We start from the raw sequence: 20,570 nt of genomic DNA, 5'->3' as shown, positions 1-20,570 counted from the left end.
CTTGGTCGCGGTTCGTGCGTGCCCACGCCCGGACCTGCACGCGGGCACGGGCGTGGGCACGCTGCTGGCCACGCGCAGCCGGTCGCGCGATCTTACCCGAACGTGCCATGCAAATGCCACGTCATGTCGCCGGTTTCGGGGCGCTGGCCGTCGCCGCGGCGGAACAGCCAGAAACGCTGGCCCGCCTCGTCCTCGACCTGAAAATAATCGCGCACCGCCTGGCGCTCGGCAGTGCGGCGCCACCATTCGCCCGCGATCCGTTCCGGTCCGTCGCCGCGCACGACCTGGTGCATCTGCCCGCGCCAGCGAAAGCGCCTGGGGTAGGAATCGGGCAGTTCGGCCATGACATGGTCGATCGGCTCGGGCCGGCGCAGCAGCCGCGTCGGGCGCGGCCAGCGCGGGTGCCACGGATGCGCCGCGCCGCGCGTGTCGAGGTGGCGCACGTCGTCGCGCAACAGCCGCGCGCCGGCCTCCACCGCGTGGTCGAGCGGCGCGGCGGGCGCGACCGAGCGTTCGGGCACGTCACTCTCGACCGCGCGGGTGCGCCACAAATGCGCGGCACCGATGCGGTTGACGATCGCGTCGACCAGTGCGGCGAGATCGGGCACCTGCTCCTCCAGGTCGCCTGCCAGCGCCTCGGGGCCGAGCGCCTCGTCGCGGGTGACGTGGAGCGCCACCACCTCGATCCCGAAACCCGGATCGATCAACTCGATGCGTCGTGCCAGCAACCGCACCATGTGCTGCGGATCGCGCGTCGCGCGCGCAAAGCCGACGCGGATTGCCTGCACCTCGCCGTCGACGCGGGTGAGCGCGAGCACTAGCGCGCGCGCGCCGCGCCCCTGCTCGGCGAGCGCCTGCGCCAGCTGCCCGCTCAGCTGCGCGATCCAATAGGCGATCGGCTCGGCAGTCAGGATCGGCTCGGCCAGACGCTGCTCTACCATCGCGGGATCGCGCGGCACGACCGGAACGACCGGTTCCGCCACCGCGCCGATCAGCTGGTCGAGCCGGGTCGCGACCGCGCGGCCGAAGCGGCGCACGAGCGGCGCGCGCGGCATTTGGGCGAGCTGACCCACGCGGTCGATCCCCAGTCGCCGCATCAGCTCCGCCGCGGCCGGATCGAGCCGGAGCGCGGTGACCGGATAACCGGCGAACGGCGACAATCCGTGCGCGGGCGGCAGCGCGGTAACCGGGGCGGCGTCGAACCGTGCCAGCGCCCAGGCGGCGGCGGGCGTATCGGCAATGCCGACGCGCGCGTCATAGCCCAGCCGCGCGAGCAATCGCACGATCCGACGTGCCATCGGCACCTCGCCGCCGTGCAGGTGCGCGACTCCGGTCAGGTCGATGAACAGTCCGGCCTCGCCCGAGATAGTGTCGGGTGGCGCATCCGACACCGACACGCCCGGCGACCAGCGCCGCGCCAGCGCAGTCGCGAGCCGGTCGAGCGCGGCGCGGTCGCCAACCGCGTCGGCGTCGCGTACCGCCACGTCGGGGGTCGCCGCGCGCACCTGCGTCAGCGCCATGCCGCACTCGATCCCCAGCATCCGCGCGGCGGGGCAGGCGGCGGCGACCTCGACCCGGCTGCCGACCTTGTGGACGGTGACCAGCGGCGCGTGCACCGACAGGTGTGGCGGCATTGCATGAGGATGTGTGGGCGTGTCCGGCGGGCAGACCCGCGCCACCGTGCCCGCGGTGCTGCGCCCGGTGTCGAAGAACGGCGCGACCGGCAGCACACTCGCGCCCGCGTCGTTCGAGCCGACGCGGCCGTTCGTCACGCGACGCTCGCCGATGCCCTTTCCGCCGCTCGGCTTGTCGGGGTGCGGGCCATCGCCGGGGTAGCGGATCGTGCTCACCGCGGGGCGAAGCGCGTGCGGCACGATCGCCGGCCTCTCACTGCGTCGCACGCGCGCCGGCTCGGCGTCGCTCGTCGTCGCTCCGATCGATGCGGCTGACTCTATGGCGCCGGCCACTCCGACGAGCCGCAGGGCCGGGAGTGAGGGATCGGTCGTAATACCCGGCGACGCAATCGCGAGCGGATCACGGCGCGACGCGGCGTGGCGTGTTGATGCGCTGATATCGGGATAGTCGGCGCGTCCAACGATCGTCGCTGCCGAACGCACGCCGGCATCCGACCGGCCGTGAAGTGCCGGCAGCGGCCCGCCCGGATCGACGCGCGGTGTCCGGTCACCTGTCACGCGCGGCAACGGCGTCTCGCGCGTCGCTGTGCGGTCGTGAAGGTCGACGCTGCGGCACATCGGTGCCGGTCCGGTCGGCGCAGCGATCGATCCGGCGGCGTGACTGACCCGCCCGCCATCGCGCGCTACCGCGGTGACCGCACCTGCGTCGGGCGAAGCAGAAGTTGAGGGCAGGGGCTCCGTCCGCACGACAGGATCGCGTCGCCGCTGGATCGAGGTCGGGCGCACGCCCTCGCCGCCGAAGCGGATCGCGACCATCCCGCCACGGGCACCCGGCACCCCTGCAAAGCCCGGTTCGGGCCAGCCGCTCGACTTGCCGCCATCGTCGCCGGGCAGCCGCTTGAACGCGTGTTCCGCCGCCTCGCTGCGGCGACCCATTTCGCGCATCGGCGGACGCTGGTGCGATTGCATCCGCGCGATGCGCTGCTCGACGTCGGCGCGCGTCTCGCCCGCCCAGCAGGCCGAGCCGCCGCCCGCGCGCTCGTCCTTGCCGGCGAGCGGGCGGTCGAAGGGGCGCACGTCTGCGGCCGCATCGCTGCGAGCCCAGCGCGCGCCAGGGCGCCAGCCACTGCCCCGCGGCGCGTCGCACTGCTTGCCGCCCTGCTCGGCGTCGCTCGCCTGTTTCAGCGCGGCGAGTCCGGCCGCTCCGATGATAGCGCGCTCAGGCGGCGGCGTGTGCTGCCGCTCCGCCCGCCTGATGCGATCGATCGACCAGTTTGGCAGGTAGAGCGATGCGACCCGTTTCATCGCAGGCCTCCACTGTGAGTTGAAAGGGTTCGCCGCCGCGCTGGCGGACGAGTGAGACGTGCCAGCGCGCGCGCCCGATCCCGGCGGTGGGGATCGGCGTGCTGGGCGCGGAGCCGATGCGCCAGCGCGTCACCGCGGCGGACGGCGCGCCGAGCGTGTCGGCACCCTCGCGTGCGTGGCGTTTCATCAACAGCGCGATCGTGCGCCCGCCTTCCGCCGCGAGCTGCAACCGCCGCGTCGCGGGCATGCCGACGCGGCGCGCCTCGCCGATCACGGCGCCGAGCGCGCGGTGGCGCAATCCTTCCTCCATCAACGCCAGCACCTCGGCATCGTCGGCGGCCTCGGCGTAGAGCACGCGTTCGGGCGCGAGCCCGACCTGGTAGAGCGCGGGCGCGAACAGGTCGCGGCGGCGCACCACCCATAATATCGGTCCCCAGGCGCGCGCCGCGATGCCCGCCATGAACAAGGTCGCGCTGGCATCGTCGCCCAGCGACGGGGTGGCCGCCGTCACTTCGTGCAGCGCGTCAAGACGAAGGCCGTTGTTGGCGAGCCGCGCGTCGATCCCACCGGCGCCGAAGGGCAGCACCGGGCGGCGGCGATGCCCGTCACCCTCGATCGCGCGCAGCGTCTCGCGCAGCTGCGCGAGCACGGCAGATTGCGTATCCGGCAGTGGTTCGGCGGGCTGTGACACGATGAACAATACGACTCGTTGCGGCTGTTGTTCCTATTTTGTTCTCTTGAACACGACGCTGTCAATCCGCCTCGCGACCGCGATTGTCCCGGTGCAGGCATTTGGATGTGGATAATTTTTTCGCAGGCCACGTCGCCCCGACGGGCCCACCTTCATGCGGTGCCCGCAGCTTTGTTGCCGTTCATGCCGCAGCGACGCGCGTCAGCAGTCGTGTACGCCCGCTTGCCCGCCACGATCTTGCCGCGCCATGCCATGCCGCAGCGTCGCTGTGCCGCCTGTCCGGCAGCGGCGCGCGCTCTTGAAACATAATTACAAGTGCGCCTAAAGCGTTCTCGAGCGTTCGGTATCGGAAACGCACAACGCGGACGCGTGAAGCAGCCGCATGATGGAGAGTGACGTGGCGAGCAACGCGCCCACCAATCTGCCAAGCGCCGACATGCCGCGCCAGAACATGCCGCGCCTCTCGCTCCATGTCCCGGAGCCAAAGTTCCGGCCCGGCGACGCGGTCGACTTCGCCGATGTCGACGTGCCGCCCGCGGGCTCGGCGCGCCGCCCCGACACCGCGGAGGCTGCGAGCCAGTTCACCGACCTCGCCTACACATTGGTGCGCGTGCTGGACGAGCAGAACCAGGCGGTCGGCCCGTGGAACCCGCAGCTGTCGCCCGACAAGATGCGCCGCATGCTGCGCCACATGGCCACCGTTCGCGCCTTTGACGAGCGGATGTTCCGCGCGCAGCGGCAGGGCAAGACCAGCTTCTACATGAAATCGCTGGGCGAAGAGGCAGTCGCGGTGGCGGGCGCGCACGCGCTCGACAACGACGACATGTGCTTCCCGTCCTATCGCCAGCAGGGGCTGCTCATCGCGCGCGGCTGCCCGATGGTCGACATGATGAACCAGATCTACTCGAACAAGGGCGACAAGCTGCAGGGCAAGCAGCTGCCGATCATGTATTCGGAGAAAAGGTTCGGTTTCTTCTCGATCTCGGGCAATCTGACGACGCAATACCCGCAGGCGGTCGGCTGGGCGATGGCATCGGCCTCGAAGGGCGACACCAAGATTGCGGCGACGTGGTGCGGCGAGGGGTCGACCGCGGAAGGCGACTTCCACTCCGCGCTGACCTTCGCGACCGTCTACCGCGCGCCCGTCATCTTCAACGTCGTCAACAACCAATGGGCGATCTCGAGCTTCTCAGGGTTCGCGGGCGCGGAGGCGACGACCTTCGCCGCGCGTGCGGTCGGTTACGGGATTGCGGGGCTTCGCGTCGACGGCAACGATGCGCTCGCGGTCTACGCCGCCACCGCCTGGGCGGCGGAGCGCGCGCGCACCAATGCGGGGCCGACGCTGATCGAGCATTTCACCTACCGCACCGAGGGTCACTCGACTTCCGACGATCCGACGCAATACCGCTCGGCCGGCGAGCCGACGGCGTGGCCGCTGGGTGACCCGATCACGCGGTTAAAGGATCACCTGATCGCGCTGGGCGAGTGGGACGACGAGCGGCAGGCGGCAATGGACCGCGAGGTCGCAGAGGAAGTGAAGGCGGCGCAGAAGGAAGCCGAGAAGAACGGCATCCTCGGTCACGGCCTGCACCAGCCGCTCGACTCGCTGTTCGACGGCGTGTTCGAGGACATGCCGTGGCACCTCAAGGAACAGCGCCAGCAGATGATCGACGAGGAAGAAGCGAGCGGCCGGCCGTGGGCGAGGAAGTGACGATGGCGGATACGCAAAGCGCCGTGAGCGAGCAGGTGCCGCAGGATGGCGCGGATCAGGCGAGCGAGACGGCCCGCATGAACATGATCCAGGCGATCAACTCCGCGATGGACGTCATGATGGCGCGCGACGCGGGCGTGGTCGTGATGGGCGAGGATGTCGGCTATTTCGGCGGCGTGTTCCGCGCGACCGCTGGCCTGCAGAAGAAATATGGCAAGACGCGCGTGTTCGACACGCCGATCACCGAGTGCGGGATCATCGGCGTCGCGGTCGGCATGGGCGCCTACGGCCTGCGTCCAGTCCCCGAGATCCAGTTCGCAGACTATATCTACCCCGCGCTCGACCAGCTGGTCAGCGAGGCGGCGCGGCTGCGCTACCGTTCGTCAGGTGAGTTCACCGCGCCGATCACGGTGCGCTCGCCATTCGGCGGCGGCATCTTCGGCGGGCAGACGCACTCGCAGTCACCCGAAGGGCTGTTCACGCACATGTCGGGGATCAAGACGGTGATCCCCTCGACCCCCTATGACGCCAAGGGGCTGCTGATCGCGGCGATCGAGGACAATGATCCGACGATCTTCTTCGAGCCCAAGCGCATCTACAACGGCCCCTTCAACGGCCATTGGGACCGCCCGGCGGAGAATTGGTCCAAGCACCCGGCGGGAGCGGTGCCCGAGGGCTATTACAAAATACCCTTGGGCAAGGCGAACGTGGTGCGCGAGGGCCAGGCGGTGACGATGCTCGCCTACGGCACGATGGTCCACGTCTGCGCTCAGGTCGTCGCCGACACCGGCGTCGACGCGGAGATCATCGACCTGCGCACGCTGGTGCCGCTCGACATCGAGACGATCGAGGCGTCGGTGAAGAAGACCGGCCGCTGCCTGATCGTCCACGAGGCGACGCGCACCGCGGGCTTCGGCGCCGAACTGTCCGCGCTCGTGCAGGAGCGCTGCTTCTACCACCTGGAGGCGCCGGTGGAGCGCGTGACCGGGTTCGACACGCCGTATCCGCACAGCCTCGAATGGGCGTATTTCCCGGGCCCGGTCCGCATCGGACAGGCGCTCAAGAAGATTCTGAAGGACTAAGGGCGATGGCGCGTTTCACCTTCAAGCTGCCGGACATCGGCGAAGGCATCTCCGAGGCCGAGATCGTCGCGTGGCACGTCGCCGTTGGCGACCGTGTCGAGGAGGACCAGCAGCTCGCCGACATGATGACCGACAAGGCGACCGTTGAGATGGAATCGCCGGTGTCGGGCACCGTCGTCGAACTCGCGGGCGAGGTCGGCGACCAGGTGTCGATCGGCGCCGCGCTGGTGGTGATCGAGACCGACGCGGCCGAGAGCGGCGAGGCTGAGGCAGTCGTGCAGCCGACCGACGAGACGGGCAGCGACCTGTCCCCGGCCAAGCCCGCAGCCGCTGCGTCCGACACCTCGTCGACCGCGCAGCCGCAACCGGCCCCGGCAACCGAGACGAACAACGTCGAGGCCGAGAACCCCGGCGTCGCCGACGCGCGCGGCGGGACCCCGGCCTACGAGGCCGCAGCGCTCGCGCCGCGTGCGCCCACGATCGAGCAGCCCGCTACGCCCGCACGCGCCGTGCTCGCCAGCCCCGCGGTCCGCGCGCGCGCGCGTGACCTGGGCATCGACCTCGCCGAGGTGAAGGCGGAGGGCGACCGCCTGCGCCACTCTGACCTCGACGCCTATCTGCGCTACGGCTCGGGGCAGGGCTATCATGCCCCGCACACCAGCCGCGCGCGCGACGACGAGCAGGTCCGCGTCATCGGCATGCGCCGCCGTATCGCCGAGAACATGGCCGCGTCGAAGCGCCACATCCCGCACTTCACCTACGTCGACGAGATCGACGTGACCGAGCTGGAGCGCGTCCGCGCCGACCTGAACGCCAACCGCGGCAACCGGCCCAAGCTCACCATGCTGCCGCTGATGATCGTCGCGATCTGCCGCACGTTGCCCGACTTCCCGATGCTCAACGCGCGCTACGACGACGAGGCGGGCGTGGTGACGCGGTCGGGCCGCGTCCACCTCGGCATGGCGGCCCAGACCGACGCCGGCCTCACTGTGCCCGTGATCCGCGACGCGCAGGACAAGAACGTGTGGCAACTCGCCGCCGAGATCACGCGGCTGGCCGAGGCGGCGCGCGCGAACAAATTGAAGCCCGACGAACTCGGCAACGGCACGATCACCGTCACCTCGCTCGGGCCGCTCGGCGGCATCGCGACGACGCCGGTCATCAACCGGCCCGAAGTGGCGATCATCGGCCCGAATAAGATCGTCGAGCGTCCGGTGTTCCACGGCGACGACATCGTCCGCGCCAAGCTGATGAACCTGTCGATCAGCTGCGACCACCGCGTTGTCGACGGCTGGGACGCGGCCAGCTACGTCCAGGCGCTCAAGAAGCTGCTCGAAACGCCAGTCCTGCTGTTCGCTGATTGATCCCTACATCAGGGTGTGCGCTATCGGCAGCGCACACCCGAAGATCGATGAGACCGGTCTAAGCGGCGTGTAACTGGCACGCTTGACCCTCGTACCCGCGCCGTCGCTCCTGATCGCTACGGCGCCGATTTCCCTAGACGGCGCGCCCGCGGAACAGCTGCACCAGCCCGACGATGATCGCGACCACCAACAGGATGTGGATCAATCCGCCCGCGACGTGAAGGCTGAAGCCTAGCAGCCACAGCACCAGCAGGATCACCGCGATTGTCCACAACATCGATACTCTCCTTCGTTACGCCGGTGAGAACGTGAGCGGAGAAGGTGGCGTTCCGCGGATCAGCAACCTTTCGACATAATCCATGTGAGCGATCAGCGCTGCGGTCGCGCCTGGGCCGGGTAGAAGGGCGGTGGTGCCGGCGCGGGCGGTGCGCCGGGCGTGATCGGCGTAGGCAACGGCTCTTCCAGCAAGCGCCAGCCGGTCGGCAGATAGTCGGTCGACATGTAGAAATAGAAGGCGCACGTCCGGTCACTGCGATAGCTGCCGCCCTTCACCAGACCAAAGGCACGTGTTCCCAGAAACACCGGCGCGCCGCTGTCTCCGCCCTGGCAGTTCGGCCCTGCAACGGTGACCCACGTCGGCAGGCACGCGCCGCCGCACAATTGCCCGGCGGGGGCGAACGAGACGAGCTCGACGGGCGCGCAGCTGTAGCCGGTCCGCTCGCCTCGGTGGCACACCATATCACCCGCGCGCATGCTGGTCAGCGCGCGCCGCCCCGCGACCGCGCGGCTGACCGTCTTGCCCGTGTCGGCGTAGAAGACGGGTTGCAGCGGCACGTCACTCGCGTTGACCTGCACGTCCTGATAACCCCAGCCCCATTGTCCGACGAAGGAGAGCGCCTGCGTCTCGCCGTTCGGGCCGACGTAGCTGAGCGCGTCGGGGCAGTGCGCCGCGGTCGCGATCCCCGTGCGCGTACCATCAGTCACGACGAAACCGGTGGTGCAGGCGTAGCGGCGCCCATCCGCCGGATCGACGCCGACGACACGCGCGCCGCCTTCCGCCGCCATGTCCGCGCTCGCGACGACACGGTCGCTTCGCACGCGCACCGGCACGCCCGCGATTCCTGACAGACGCGCGGTCAGCGCGTCGACGCCTTCGCGGTCGACGTCGCCCGGGTTGACGACCACGACCAGTTCGCCGGCCGCGAGGTCGATCCCCATGCCCGGCGGATGCGCCACTGCCGCGGCGAGTTCGGCCTGGTGCGAGGCGAGCGCGAGTTCGAGCGCGGCGCGCGTCGCGCGCGCACCGGTGCGGAACGTGATCGCTACGCTCATCCCGCCCGCCACGACGACGCGGTCGGGCAGCGGCTCGTCCCCGGTCAGCAGCACGACGATGCGGTATGTCGGCCGATGCTCGATCGCGATCCCCGCCAGCCGGTCGGCCAGCTCGATCGCGAGCGCGTCGGTGAAGGGCACTGTTTCCTCCTGCGCGAGCAGCCGCGCGCGCGCCTCCGGCAGCGAGACATTGTACATCCGCGCATACTCGCCCGCGTCCTGCGCGATCGCGTCCGCGCCCGACTGCCGAAGCGGCAGGGTGGCCGCCGGCGGCGGCAGCGCAGTGGCGGGCACCTGCGCGCTCACGGGCACCGCACACCCGACGAGTGCGGCCAGCGCCGCCCACCACCATTTACCGATCCTGCTCGACACCCGCGCCTCTTAGCGCTACCTGCCCGAACTTGTCCTGAACGAACATGCGCGAGCGCCGAAGCGGCGTGCTGCCCTTGCAGCCAACGCGCAGCCACCCAATTTTGAAAGCCTCATGACCTTCCCGAACCTTCCCCAGCCTCTCGCCGAGGCGCTGTCCGCGCGCGGTTACGCCGCTCCCACTCCCGTTCAGGCGGCGGTGATCGAGCCCGAGGCGCATGGGCGCGACCTGATCGTCTCGGCGCAGACCGGCTCGGGCAAGACGGTCGCCTTCGGCCTCGCAATGGCGGGCGAGCTGATGCCGGAGGGCCAACTGCCGCCCGCCGCCGCCCCGCTCGCGCTCATTATCGCGCCGACGCGTGAACTGGCGCTGCAGGTCAGCCGCGAGCTGCAATGGCTCTACGCGTCTGCACACGCGCGCATCGCGACCTGCGTCGGCGGCATGGACGCGTCGCGCGAACGCCGCGCACTGTCACACGGCGCACACATCGTCGTCGGCACGCCGGGCCGCCTGCGCGATCACCTCGAGCGCGGCGCACTCGACCTGTCGAGCTTGCGTGCCGCGGTGCTCGATGAGGCGGACGAGATGCTCGACATGGGCTTTCGCGAAGATTTGGAAGAAATCCTCGACGCGACGCCCGCCGAGCGTCGCACGCTCCTGTTCTCCGCGACGATGCCCAAGCCGATCGTCGCGCTCGCCAAGCGCTATCAGAAAGACGCGCTCAGGATCGAGACCAAGGGCGAGGACCGCGGTCACGGCGACATCTCCTACGTCGCGGTGACGGTCGCGCCGGCGGACATCGAGCATGCCGCAATCAACCTGCTTCGCCTGCACGAGGCGGAGACCGCGATCCTGTTCTGCGCCACGCGCGACAACGTCCGCCGGCTCCACGCCAGCCTGGTCGAGCGTGGGTTCGCCGCGGTCGCCTTGTCGGGCGAGCACAGTCAGAACGAGCGCAATGCCGCGCTCCAGGCGCTGCGCGACAAGCGGGCGCGCGTCTGCGTCGCGACCGACGTCGCCGCGCGCGGCATCGACCTGCCGAGCTTGAGCCTCGTCATCCACGTCGAGCTGCCGCGCGACGCCGAAACGCTCCAGCACCGCTCGGGCCGTACCGGACGCGCGGGTCGCAAGGGCACCGCGGTGCTGATGGTGCCGTACCCGCGCCGCCGCCGCGTCGAGATGATGCTGCGCGGCGCCAAGATCAACGTCGAGTGGACCAACCCGCCGACCGCCGACGACATCCGCGCCAGCGACCGCGAGCGGCTGATCACGACTTTGCTCGAGCCGGTCGAAATCGACGAGGAGGACCGCGCGCTCGCCCAGCGTCTGATCGCGGAGAAATCGCCCGAGGATATTGCCGCAATGCTCGTTCAGGCACACCGCGCGCGTCTGCCCGAGCCCGAGGAGCTGGTCGCCGCGACGCCCGAGGCGCAGCGCGCCGCACAGGCCGATCGCCACCGTCCCGGCTTCGACGACACGCAGTGGTTCGTGATGGACATCGGACGGCGCCAGAATGCCGATCCGCGCTGGCTGCTGCCGCTGCTCTGTCGCCGCGGTCACATCACCCGCAACGAGATCGGCGCGATCCGCATCGGTCCGAACGAGACTTGGTTCCAGGTTCCGACCGGCATCGCCGCCAAGTTCAACGCCGCGGTGCAGCGTACCGCGCGCGAGGACGGCGAGGATGAGAGCGGCATCCGCATCATCCCGGGCAACGGTCCCGCGCCCGGCGGCAACGGTGCGCCGCGTGGCGCTCCGCGGACCGGCGGCGCGCGGGGCGCACCGATGCACCGCGCGCGCCCGACCAACCCGCGCAAGCCGCAGGGTCGTCGTCCGTAAGCCTAGCCGGCAACGAAGCTCAGCGCCGACACCCGCCGCTCGCGCTCGTTGATCACCAGTGCGCGCGCGGCGGGTGGTAGCGAGCGCTGCGGGCAATCGGGGCGCAGGCATGCGCGGCATCCGAGCCCGATCGGCGTCGCCGCACCCGCCAAGTCAAGCCCGCGCGCCGCGGCGAGCGTCGCGGCCTGCTCCGCGGGCACGCCGATCGATAGCGCGAACTCCGCCGCAACTGCACTCGCACCTATGCCGACCGAGCGCGTACCCGACACCGCGACCTGCAGCGTGAACCAGCGCGTGCCGTCCTCAAGCTCGATCAACTGCGCGATTGCCATACCCGGCCGGTCGAACGCGTGATGCACCCGCCACAACGGGCAGCGCGCCTCGGCCGCGACCAGCGCGGCACCGCTCGCCCCGGCGAAGCGCTTCGACACCTGTCCGGCGCGATCGACCCGCAGCAGGAAGAACGGTAGCCCGCGCGCGCCGACCCGTGACAGGGTCGTCAGACGATGCGCGACCTGCTCGACACTCGCGCCGAACCGATGCTGTAGCGTGGCCAGGTCATAGCCGCTCCCCTCGCACGCGCGCAGAAACCGGGCGTAGGGCATCATGACGCCCGCGGCGAAGTAGCCGGCGAGATGTCGCCGGAACAGCCGCTCCGAAACCCGGCTGGCGAATGCCGCACCGCGCGCCAGCGCATCAATCTCGGTGCGCGCTTCCAATTGCGCCAGCTGGAACGCCAGCGCGAAGGCTCGGCTCGCCGGCGACAGCATCTCGCCCAGCTGCAACTGCCGCGCGTGCAGGTCGAGCCGGCGCAGATGGTCGGGCATGACCTCGGCGGGCAGGATGCGAATCGCGAGGCCGTGGCGCACGCGGAGCCGCTCGGTGAGCGCGCCGTACAGATCAGCCCCCGCAAGCCGCAGCTCGTCGGCTACTGCCTCTGCCGCACCGTCGAGATCGGGAAAATGGTTGCGCCAGCGGTCGATCTCACGCCGGACCGCCACCGTCGGATCGTCGCCATCGCCCGAAGTCGCGACGCTCGCCACGCCAGCGCGGTCGAACGCGCGCGCGAACGCTTCCGCTCCGCCGGGTGCGGCAGCGAACCATTCCTCCACCTCGCTGCGGTCGATTTCCAGATCGGCGAACAGCGGATCGGCGAGGCGCCGCCGGATCGCCTCCGCTCCGCCGCCCGGCTCCCCCGCCACCAGCGCGCGCGGGTCGAAGTCGAATACCTCGGCCATCCGGACCAGCAGCCCGGTCGGCAACGCGCGCTGGTTGCGCTCGATGAGGTTGAGGTAGCTCGGCGATACGCCCAGCATCTCCGCCATCGCCGCCTGCGTCAGCCCGGTACGGCGCCTCAGCCGTCTGACCGCGTGCCCACCCATCACCTTCTCGCGCGCCATGCCTTGCCTGTAAAGAAATTGACAGCGTGACAGCTTCTACGCTCGTTTCGCCGACCCGACGACACGAAACTTTGTCAATCCTTGTTCACGCTACGCGATTCGGCGGCTTATCCATTCCTCAACGGCGGAACACCCGCCGGGTAGTGCAACATCAGAGGAGACCGTCCATGCCGACCGAACCGCAGCGCAGCCGTGCCGTCTTCTCGACCGAAGACTTCGGGCTGATGAAGGAAGCCGTCGCGAATTACGTCCGCCAGATCGCGGACGATCCCCGCTCGGCCAAATTCTCCAACCTCTACCACCGCCTCGGCCGGCTCGGCTGACGCGAACGCCCGTCCCGCACGGGCGACCAAGTTCCTGGGGAGGAAAGGTGGTTCGCCGGCGCGGCAACGCGTCGGCGACCATTTCGACACGCCCCGACCACACACGCAGACAAGGGGCAAAAGCCATGACCTACGGGGAGCACACCAGCCAGATCGGCCAGCTGATCGCGCGTCAGAACGGCACGTGGGACGGGATCGACGCCGAAGCAGTCGCGCGGATGCGGTTGCAGAACCGCTTCAACACCGGGCTCGACATCGCCAAGTACACCGCCGGCATCATGCGCCGCGACATGGCCGCCTATGACGCCGATCCTGCCAATTACACGCAGTCGCTCGGGTGCTGGCACGGCTTCATCGGGCAGCAGAAGCTCATCAGCATCAAGAAGCATTTCGGCTCCACCAAGGGCCGCTACCTGTATCTCTCCGGCTGGATGGTCGCCGCACTCCGCAGCGATTTCGGACCGCTCCCCGACCAGTCAATGCACGAGAAGACAAGCGTCCCTGCGCTGATCGAGGAACTCTACACCTTCCTCAAGCAGGCGGATGCGCGCGAGCTGGGCATGATGTTCCGCGAGCTGGACAAGGCACGCGACGCAGGCAACGAGATCGAGGCGCAGCGGCTGATCCACGCGATCGACCACTACGAGACCCACGTCGTGCCGATCATCGCCGACATCGACGCCGGCTTCGGCAATGCCGAGGCGACCTATCTGCTCGCAAAAAAGATGATCGAGGCGGGCGCCTGCGCGCTCCAGATCGAGAACCAGGTGTCGGACGAGAAGCAGTGCGGCCATCAGGACGGCAAGGTCACCGTGCCGCACGACGACTTCCTCGCCAAGGTCCGCGCCTGCCGCTACGCCTTCCTGGAATTGGGCGTCGAGGACGGGATCATCGTCACGCGCACCGACTCGCTCGGCGCAGGCCTCACCAAGCAGATCGCATTCTCGAAGGAACCGGGCGACATCGGCGACCAGTACAACAGCTTCCTCGACGCGGAGGAGATCACCGACCTGTCGAGCGTCAACGGCGACGTCATCATCAACCGCGATGGGCGTCTGATGCGCCCGAAGCGACTGCCATCCAACCTGTTCCAGTTCCGCGAGGGGACAGGCGCGGATCGCTGCGTGCTCGACTGCATCACCTCGCTCCAGCACGGCGCCGACCTGTTGTGGATCGAGACGGAGAAACCGCACATCGAGCAGATCGCCTCGATGGTCGACCGCATCCGCGAGGTGATCCCCAACGCGAAGCTCGTCTACAACAATTCGCCGAGCTTCAACTGGACGCTCAACTTCCGCCAGCAGGTGTTCGACGCCTGGGCGGGCGAGGGGCGCGACGTGTCGGCCTATGACCGCGCGCGGTTGATGAGCGTCGACTATGACGACACCGATTTGGCGGCCGAGGCCGACGAGCGGATCCGCACCTTCCAGAAGGACGCGGCGGCGCGCGCCGGCATCTTCCATCACCTGATCACGCTGCCGACCTATCACACCGCGGCCTTGTCGACCGACAATCTGGCCAAGGAATATTTCGGCGAAGCCGGCATGCTCGGCTACGTCAAGGGCGTGCAGCGCAAGGAAATCCGCGAGGGCATCGCCTGCGTCAAGCACCAGAACATGTCGGGCTCCGACATCGGCGACGACCACAAGGAATATTTCGCGGGCGAGGCGGCGCTCAAGGCCGGCGGCGCGCACAACACGATGAACCAGTTCGCCGCCTGAGGGCAGCGAGGGGGAACCAGTTCGCCGCCTGATCCGAACCCCCGACAGGCAGCGTACCCACCCGCGTCGGGCAACCGGCGCGGGTGATCGCGCGTGCGCCGTCTGCGGCGCGCAACATGTACCGGAGCCTACAGGGCGGTTCAGCCGCGGTGCCGATCGGCTCGGCTAGGCGTTGGGCAACCCGGTTATCGGGCAAGGAGATACGCCATGAAGCTTACACGCATGTTCGCCGCTGCCGGCCTCGTCATCGCCAGCCTGGGCGTGTCCGCTACCGCCGACGCGCAGGGGCCGCGCGGTCCGCACGGTCCCGGTCCGCGCGGCGATCACCACTGGGATGATCGCGGCCCGGGGCGCGGTCCCGATCGTGGACCCGGCCGCCACGACTGGCGCGGCGACCATCACCGCGGACGCGACTGGCGCGGTGATCGCGGCCACCACTATGGACGCGATTACCGCCGCTATGGCTACAATGGTTATGGGCGCAATCGCTGCTACGTGACGTGGCGCAACCATCGCCAGGTACGCGTCTGCCGCTGACCTGAGCGGTGCGGGCGGAGCGCTGCTCCGCCCGTGCCTATCGACCCGACGTTGCCAGCGCGTCGCGAAGTTGCTGGACCTGTCGGTTGAGCGCCTCCACCTCGGACAGCGTCATCCCCGATCGCCCGACCAGCGTCTCGCCGAGGCACCCGCATTCCTCCCGCAGCGCCCACCCGCGTTCGCTCAGCCGTACCTGCACCTGCCGCTCGTCCGCCGGATTGCGCGTCCGCGTCATCAGCCCGGCCGCCTCCATCCGCTTCACCAATGGGGTCACGGTGCTCGATTCGAGCGCCAGCCGCTCCGCGATCTGCCCGATCGTGCGTGCGTCCTCCTCCCACAATGCGTGCAGCACCAGATATTGCGGGTAGGTGATGCCCAGCGCGTCGAGCTGCGGCTTGTAGGCACGATTGATCGCCATCGACGTCGCATACAGCGAGAAGCAGAGCTGCTGGTCCAGCGGCAGCGGGGCGGACATGAGCGTTCTCCGTGCCGGCGACGATCCGGCCTTTCGAAAGCATATCGCGACAAATAAATCGCTGGACAAGGGTCGACTGCAATCCTAGATAATACTTATCGCGATAAACAACGATGTTGTAAGCTCACTAGGATCACGATCATGGCAGTCGATGTGAAATATGCGACCAAGGCAACCGCGACAGGCGGGCGCGACGGTCATGCCCGCAGCGAGGACGGCGCGTTCGAGGCCAAGCTGTCGACGCCGAAGGAACTCGGCGGCGCAGGCGGTGATGGCACCAACCCGGAGCAGCTGTTCGCGGCCGGCTATGCCGCGTGCTTCATCGGCGCGTTGAAGGTCGCGGGCGGTCAGCTAAAGCTCAAGGTGCCGGCGGAAACGCAGGTCACCGCCAAGGTCGCCATCGGCCCGCGCAGCGAAGGCGGCTTCGGCATCACCGCCGACCTCGTCGTCGATCTGCCTGGAATAGATCGTGCCGATGCGCATAAGCTGGTCGACACCGCGCATCAAATCTGTCCTTATTCGAATGCCACTCGCGGTAATCTGGATGTCGGCCTGACGCTCGCCTGATCCAGGCGCGTATCTGAGCCGAACGCGACACGCTCCTGCCGCCCCCCGGCAGGGGCGCGTCTGCGTTTGTGGCCTCGTCGCTTCCGACCTCGTGGTCGATCGAACGCGTCTTTCGTCCGCGTCGCACGTTCGTTCGCGCGAAAGGGATTGCCGATGACCGAGGATGACGAACGCTGGATGCGCCTGGCGCTGGAGGTCGCGCGCGCGAAGGGGTCCGATCCCTCGACCTCGCCGCTCGGCTGCGTGATCGTGCGCGACGGGCAGGTGCTCGCTGCCGAGCGCAACCAGACGCACGAACTGCCCGACGCCACTGCCCACGCAGAGATGATGGCGATCCGTCGCGCGTGCGAGGAACTGGGCGACATGGAATTGCGCGGGGCGACGCTCTACTCGACGCTGCAACCGTGTGGCATGTGCACGATGGCCTCGATCTGGTCCAAGGTCGGCCGCGTCGTCTACGGTGCCGAGGGTGCAGACGTGCACCCGATGTATTTCGAGGCGCACGGGGTCGACACGCTCGCCTTCGTCACGCACGCCTACCGCGACGACATCACCATCGAGGGCGGCTGCCTGCGACAGGAGTGCGCCGAGCTATATTACGGTCCGGACGCCGATCTGCCGCAGGACGAACAGGCGAACCTCTGACGCCGCATTGGTGCCGGTCGCCGACACGTATCGCCGGCGCTCGCAACAAGTGGTATATGCGCGCGGAACGCCAGCAGTGTCGCGCCAGCGTGCGTCACTCCGCCAGTGCGGCGACCACCTCCTGCACCTTTGCCAGCCGCGTGTCGGCATCCTCGATCCGTTCGCGCAGCAGGTAACGCCCGTTCTTCTCCTCCAGCGCGTCGGCGCTCAGCGTCACGCGCGGCCGCGGCTCCAGTGCGATCGCAGCAGGCCCCGCAACGATGCGCTGGATCTGCGCCGCGCGTGCCTCCGCGCGCAGCCGCGCCACCGCGATCAACGTGCGCGCTTCCTCTGGCATCGCACCGAAACGGTCCTCCAGTTCCTCCTCCAGCGCGTCGAGTGCCTCGGCATCGTACAGTCGCGCGATGCGGCCGTAGATCGACACGCGCAACTCCTCGTCGGGGATCCACGTATCGGGCAGGCATCCCTCTACCCCCAGTTGCAGCTCGGGCGTCCAGCGGTCGGCTTCCTCGCCGCGCGCGCGGCGCAGCGCGTCCTCGAGCAGCTGCTGGTACAGGTCGATCCCGATCAGCTTCATGTGCCCCGCCTGAGTTTCGCCCAGCAGGTCGCCCGCGCCGCGCATGTCGAGGTCGCGCGCGCTGATCGCGAACCCCGCGCCCAGCCGGTCGAACGCCTCCAGCGTGCGCAGCCGTTTCAGCGTGCGCGGCGCGATCTCGTGATCGGGCTCGGTGAACAGCAGCACCTGCCCGCGCCGGTTGCCGCGCCCGACGCGACCGCGCAGCTGGTGCAGCTGCGACAGCCCGAAGCGATCGGCGCGCCAGATCACCATCGTGTTCGCGCGCGGCACGTCGAGCCCCGCCTCGATGATGTTGGTTGCCAGCAGCACGTCGCCGTCGCCGCGACCGAACGCAACCATCGCATTGTCGATCTCGCTCGACAGCATCTTGCCGTGCGCCTGCAACAGCTCGAGCTCGGGCACCAGCCGCGCCAGCTTGTCGGCGAGCGGCGCCATGTCCTCGATCCGCGGCACGACAACGAAGCTCTGCCCGCCGCGCGCTTTCTCGCGCAGCAGCGCCGCGCGCATCACCTCGGCGTCGAAACTCGCCACCGCGGTGCGGATCGGCTGGCGGCGGGCAGGGGGCGTCGCGATGACGGAGAGTTGCTGCAATCCCACCAAGGCCGACTGCAGCGTGCGCGGGATCGGCGTCGCCGACAGCGACAGCACGTGCCCCGCCGACAGGTCGCGCAAGCGCTGCTTGTCCGCCGTGCCGAAGCGCTGCTCCTCGTCAATCACGACCAGCGCGAGATTGTGGTAGTCGACGCCCTTGCCCGCGACCGCGCCGGTGCCGACAACGACGTGGATGCTGCCGTCGGCGAGCCCCGCCTTGACGCGCTTCTTCTCCGCCGCGGTCGACAAGCGCGACAGCCCGGCGACGACCACGTCGCTGCCCTCGAACCGGCTGGTGAAGCTCTCCAGATGCTGGCGTGCGAGCACCGTCGTGGGCGCGGCAATCGCGACCTGACCCCCCGCCAGCGCGGCGAGTGCGGCGGCGCGCAGCGCAACCTCGGTCTTGCCGTATCCCACGTCGCCGATCACCAGCCGGTCCATCGGCTTGCCCGAGGCGAGATCGGCGCGCACCGCCGCGATCGCGCGCGCCTGGTCGACGGTCTCTGTGAATGGGAAACCTGCCGCGAACCGCTCATACGCCGCCGTGTCGGGATCGAGCACCGGCGCCTCGCGCTCGGCCCGCTCCTTCGCCAGCGCGGTCAGCGCCTCGGCATCCTTCGCGATCGTCTGCTCGATCTCGCCGCGGCGCTTTTGCCAGCTCGACCCGTCGAGCTTGTCGAGCGTCACCGCGTCCGCTTCCGCGCCATAACGCCAGATGCGGTCGGCCTCGGTCACCGGCACCAGTCGCGTGGCGTCGTTGGCATAGGTCAGCTTGATCGCGTCACCGGTCATGCTGCCCTCCTCGGCGGTCATCCGCTCCAGCCCCGCGACCACGCCGATGCCGTGCTCCTCGTGCACCACCACGTCGCCGACGCGGATCTCGCCGAAGTCAAACAACGCGGTGTCGGCCGGTCCGGTCGAGGTCGTGTCGCGTTCCGCCCGGCTGCCGAGCAGGTCGGCGGCGGCGATCGCCAGCACGCCTTCGCGCCGGAACCCGCGGTCGGTCGCCATCTCCAGCAGCAGGAACGCGTCGCCCTTCGCCTTCTCCACCTCGGCCCAGGATGCAACCTGCTCGGGCTCGCGCTTCACCGCCTTGGCGACGCGGCGACGGAGGAAGCGCAGATCGCGCGCGCTGCCCATCAACACAACGCGCTCGCCCAAGTCCCACGTCGCGCGCGCGACCTTGGCAAAGGCGCGCAGCGGCGCCTTCTGTTCGACGAAGCGCGGCGGCAGGTCGCCCTCGCGCTCGATCGTCACCTGCTCGACCTTCCCGAGCGCCTTCGCCCAGGCGCGCTCGTCGACCACTTCCCTCAGCGCACGCCGCGGTCGGCGCTTCTCCGCGTCCGCCGACAGCGCGAGAAAGCGCCGCCGCCGCTCGTCCGCGGCCGCCCCGATCACCACGCGCGCGCCGGGCAGATGATCGAGCAGCGTCGTGCGGTCCTGACCCAGCTTCGGCTCGGATACGCGGCCCAGCTCGCGCCGCTCGATCTCGCCCACGGTGCGCTGATCGGCGGGGTCGTAGCAGCGCAGGCTCGTCACCTTGCCGTCCGCCATCTCGACGCGCAGCGGCAGGTCGGCGTCGGCGGGGAAGACGTCGAGCACCGCGCCGCGCAGCGCGACCTCGCCCGGCTCGTCGACGCGCTCGTCGGCGACGTAGCCGAGTTCGAGCAGCTTGTCCGACAGCGCAGCCAAGTCGATCGCGGCGTTTAACTCGACCGTCGGCGGCGTCGCCTCGAACTCGGCCGGTGGCGGATAGGCGCGCGCCAGTGCCTCGCCCGTGGTCACGCAGGCGACCGGCGCACGCTTCTTCTTCGCGGTCAGCAGCCGCAACTGACGCAGCGCCGACACGCGCTGCCCGACATTGGCCGGGGAGGCGGGCGCGTCGTCACCCGGCAGCGCGTCGCTGCCCGGACAGAACAGCACGCATGCCTCCGGCGCCGCCGCCGCCAGCGCGTGGGCGATCGCGATCGCGCGCGCCTCGTCAACCGCCGCGATCATCACGTCGCCGTCATTCAGCAACGCCGCTGCCGCCGCCGCGATCTCCCCCGTCTCGAGCGTCGGCGCGGCGGGTGCGCTGCCGATCAGCGTGGAAGCGTCGCGAGTCTCGTCGGCCATAAGCGTCTGTGTTTCCGAAAGAAGGAGCGGCGCGAACGGATGGGTGCGAGCCGCGGTTCCGCCACGAGGATCGCAACGAGGGGTGCAGAACTACCCCTCGGGGAACGGCTGGCTGGTGTTGCCTGCCTACCCGTGGCGTGAAGTTGCAGCGGCGCTGGCCTCTCACGCCGCGGCGAGATCAGAGGAGGCGGTCGATCAGATCGACGCGCGCGCGGTCCTTCGCGCGACCAAAGCGCTCGAACATGTCCCGCACCTCTTGGAGTGCCGGGATGAACACGGTCGCTCAACCCA

16 protein-coding genes are annotated in these 20,570 nt (G+C 69.4%); 9 read left to right on the top strand and 7 right to left on the bottom strand.

Features of this window, described 5'->3' with window-relative positions; translation table 11 throughout:
* Positions 1 to 92: 92 nt before the first annotated feature.
* Positions 93 to 2,939 carry a Y-family DNA polymerase gene (locus BMW51_RS16235; RefSeq protein ID WP_245708307.1) on the bottom strand — a complete coding sequence of 949 codons (2,847 nt, stop codon included), beginning with the start codon at positions 2,937 to 2,939 and terminating at the stop codon, positions 93 to 95.
* Positions 2,854 to 3,630: an ImuA family protein gene (locus BMW51_RS06340; protein WP_093005103.1), complete on the bottom strand. Its 777-nt coding sequence runs from the start codon at positions 3,628 to 3,630 to the stop codon at positions 2,854 to 2,856. The genes BMW51_RS16235 and BMW51_RS06340 overlap by 86 nt, the downstream gene beginning before the upstream one ends.
* A gap of 436 nt (positions 3,631 to 4,066) precedes the next feature.
* Here BMW51_RS06340 and BMW51_RS06335 point away from each other — a divergent pair, with 436 nt between their 5' ends.
* The 3 genes from BMW51_RS06335 to BMW51_RS06325 all read left to right on the top strand — a co-directional run bounded on the left by BMW51_RS06335 (position 4,067) and on the right by BMW51_RS06325 (position 7,787).
* Positions 4,067 to 5,341 (top strand): 3-methyl-2-oxobutanoate dehydrogenase (2-methylpropanoyl-transferring) subunit alpha, encoded by a 1,275-nt coding sequence (locus BMW51_RS06335; RefSeq protein ID WP_177171583.1) that lies wholly within the window; start codon positions 4,067 to 4,069, stop codon positions 5,339 to 5,341.
* Positions 5,342 to 5,418: 77 nt separating this feature from the next.
* Positions 5,419 to 6,423 carry an alpha-ketoacid dehydrogenase subunit beta gene (locus BMW51_RS06330; RefSeq protein WP_093005101.1) on the top strand — a complete coding sequence of 335 codons (1,005 nt, stop codon included), beginning with the start codon at positions 5,419 to 5,421 and terminating at the stop codon, positions 6,421 to 6,423.
* 5 nt (positions 6,424 to 6,428) lie between these two features.
* A complete protein-coding gene (locus BMW51_RS06325; protein WP_093004498.1) occupies positions 6,429 to 7,787 on the top strand; it encodes a dihydrolipoamide acetyltransferase family protein in 1,359 nt (452 codons plus the stop codon).
* Positions 7,788 to 7,920: 133 nt separating this feature from the next.
* On the opposite strand, the gene BMW51_RS15840 is transcribed toward BMW51_RS06325, so the two are convergent.
* Positions 7,921 to 8,064: a lmo0937 family membrane protein gene (locus tag BMW51_RS15840; protein WP_143051820.1), complete on the bottom strand. Its 144-nt coding sequence runs from the start codon at positions 8,062 to 8,064 to the stop codon at positions 7,921 to 7,923.
* 92 nt (positions 8,065 to 8,156) lie between these two features.
* Positions 8,157 to 9,491: a chymotrypsin family serine protease gene (locus BMW51_RS06320; RefSeq protein WP_245708306.1), complete on the bottom strand. Its 1,335-nt coding sequence runs from the start codon at positions 9,489 to 9,491 to the stop codon at positions 8,157 to 8,159.
* A 112-nt stretch (positions 9,492 to 9,603) separates the two neighbouring features.
* Here BMW51_RS06320 and BMW51_RS06315 point away from each other — a divergent pair, with 112 nt between their 5' ends.
* On the top strand, positions 9,604 to 11,328 hold the full coding sequence (locus BMW51_RS06315) for a DEAD/DEAH box helicase (RefSeq protein ID WP_093004496.1): 1,725 nt from the start codon (positions 9,604 to 9,606) through the stop codon (positions 11,326 to 11,328).
* Positions 11,329 to 11,330: 2 nt separating this feature from the next.
* On the opposite strand, the gene BMW51_RS06310 is transcribed toward BMW51_RS06315, so the two are convergent.
* Positions 11,331 to 12,728 carry a helix-turn-helix domain-containing protein gene (locus BMW51_RS06310; RefSeq protein WP_093004494.1) on the bottom strand — a complete coding sequence of 466 codons (1,398 nt, stop codon included), beginning with the start codon at positions 12,726 to 12,728 and terminating at the stop codon, positions 11,331 to 11,333.
* Positions 12,729 to 12,895: 167 nt separating this feature from the next.
* Between BMW51_RS06310 and BMW51_RS16050 the strand changes: the two genes are divergently transcribed.
* The 3 genes from BMW51_RS16050 (at position 12,896) to BMW51_RS06300 (ending at position 15,309) form a co-directional block, all read left to right on the top strand.
* A complete protein-coding gene (locus BMW51_RS16050; protein WP_019515726.1) occupies positions 12,896 to 13,051 on the top strand; it encodes a hypothetical protein in 156 nt (51 codons plus the stop codon).
* 125 nt (positions 13,052 to 13,176) lie between these two features.
* The gene (locus BMW51_RS06305; protein ID WP_093004492.1) at positions 13,177 to 14,772 is read left to right on the top strand and encodes an isocitrate lyase; all 1,596 of its coding nucleotides are present in this window, start codon (positions 13,177 to 13,179) and stop codon (positions 14,770 to 14,772) included.
* 207 nt (positions 14,773 to 14,979) lie between these two features.
* On the top strand, positions 14,980 to 15,309 hold the full coding sequence (locus tag BMW51_RS06300) for a hypothetical protein (protein WP_093004490.1): 330 nt from the start codon (positions 14,980 to 14,982) through the stop codon (positions 15,307 to 15,309).
* A 37-nt stretch (positions 15,310 to 15,346) separates the two neighbouring features.
* Here BMW51_RS06300 and BMW51_RS06295 read toward each other — a convergent pair whose 3' ends face one another.
* Positions 15,347 to 15,784 carry a MarR family winged helix-turn-helix transcriptional regulator gene (locus tag BMW51_RS06295; RefSeq protein WP_093004488.1) on the bottom strand — a complete coding sequence of 146 codons (438 nt, stop codon included), beginning with the start codon at positions 15,782 to 15,784 and terminating at the stop codon, positions 15,347 to 15,349.
* A gap of 141 nt (positions 15,785 to 15,925) precedes the next feature.
* Between BMW51_RS06295 and BMW51_RS06290 the strand changes: the two genes are divergently transcribed.
* Both BMW51_RS06290 and BMW51_RS06285 read left to right on the top strand, forming a co-directional pair.
* Positions 15,926 to 16,351: an organic hydroperoxide resistance protein gene (locus BMW51_RS06290; RefSeq protein ID WP_093004486.1), complete on the top strand. Its 426-nt coding sequence runs from the start codon at positions 15,926 to 15,928 to the stop codon at positions 16,349 to 16,351.
* 153 nt (positions 16,352 to 16,504) lie between these two features.
* Positions 16,505 to 16,996 carry a nucleoside deaminase gene (locus BMW51_RS06285; RefSeq protein WP_093004484.1) on the top strand — a complete coding sequence of 164 codons (492 nt, stop codon included), beginning with the start codon at positions 16,505 to 16,507 and terminating at the stop codon, positions 16,994 to 16,996.
* Between the two features lie 94 nt (positions 16,997 to 17,090).
* On the opposite strand, the gene BMW51_RS06280 is transcribed toward BMW51_RS06285, so the two are convergent.
* The gene (locus tag BMW51_RS06280) at positions 17,091 to 20,279 is read right to left on the bottom strand and encodes a TRCF domain-containing protein (protein WP_177171556.1); all 3,189 of its coding nucleotides are present in this window, start codon (positions 20,277 to 20,279) and stop codon (positions 17,091 to 17,093) included.
* Between the last annotated feature and the right edge of the window lie 291 nt (positions 20,280 to 20,570).

This window comes from Sphingomonas palmae (assembly GCF_900109565.1).
Taxonomy (GTDB): domain Bacteria; phylum Pseudomonadota; class Alphaproteobacteria; order Sphingomonadales; family Sphingomonadaceae; genus Sphingomonas; species Sphingomonas palmae.
The sequence above is the reverse complement of the archived record's forward strand: the minus strand, read 5'-3'. Positions and strand labels throughout refer to the sequence as shown.

Coding starts and splice junctions, on each gene's coding strand:
- BMW51_RS16235 (WP_245708307.1), bottom strand. CDS start 2,939: ATGAAACGGGTCGCATCGCTCTACCTGCCAAACTGGTCGATCGATCGC.
- BMW51_RS06335 (WP_177171583.1), top strand. CDS start 4,067: ATGCCGCGCCAGAACATGCCGCGCCTCTCGCTCCATGTCCCGGAGCCA.
- BMW51_RS06330 (WP_093005101.1), top strand. CDS start 5,419: ATGAACATGATCCAGGCGATCAACTCCGCGATGGACGTCATGATGGCG.
- BMW51_RS06325 (WP_093004498.1), top strand. CDS start 6,429: ATGGCGCGTTTCACCTTCAAGCTGCCGGACATCGGCGAAGGCATCTCC.
- BMW51_RS15840 (WP_143051820.1), bottom strand. CDS start 8,064: ATGTTGTGGACAATCGCGGTGATCCTGCTGGTGCTGTGGCTGCTAGGC.
- BMW51_RS06315 (WP_093004496.1), top strand. CDS start 9,604: ATGACCTTCCCGAACCTTCCCCAGCCTCTCGCCGAGGCGCTGTCCGCG.
- BMW51_RS06310 (WP_093004494.1), bottom strand. CDS start 12,728: ATGGCGCGCGAGAAGGTGATGGGTGGGCACGCGGTCAGACGGCTGAGG.
- BMW51_RS16050 (WP_019515726.1), top strand. CDS start 12,896: ATGCCGACCGAACCGCAGCGCAGCCGTGCCGTCTTCTCGACCGAAGAC.
- BMW51_RS06305 (WP_093004492.1), top strand. CDS start 13,177: ATGACCTACGGGGAGCACACCAGCCAGATCGGCCAGCTGATCGCGCGT.
- BMW51_RS06300 (WP_093004490.1), top strand. CDS start 14,980: ATGAAGCTTACACGCATGTTCGCCGCTGCCGGCCTCGTCATCGCCAGC.
- BMW51_RS06295 (WP_093004488.1), bottom strand. CDS start 15,784: ATGTCCGCCCCGCTGCCGCTGGACCAGCAGCTCTGCTTCTCGCTGTAT.
- BMW51_RS06290 (WP_093004486.1), top strand. CDS start 15,926: ATGGCAGTCGATGTGAAATATGCGACCAAGGCAACCGCGACAGGCGGG.
- BMW51_RS06285 (WP_093004484.1), top strand. CDS start 16,505: ATGACCGAGGATGACGAACGCTGGATGCGCCTGGCGCTGGAGGTCGCG.
- BMW51_RS06280 (WP_177171556.1), bottom strand. CDS start 20,279: ATGGCCGACGAGACTCGCGACGCTTCCACGCTGATCGGCAGCGCACCC.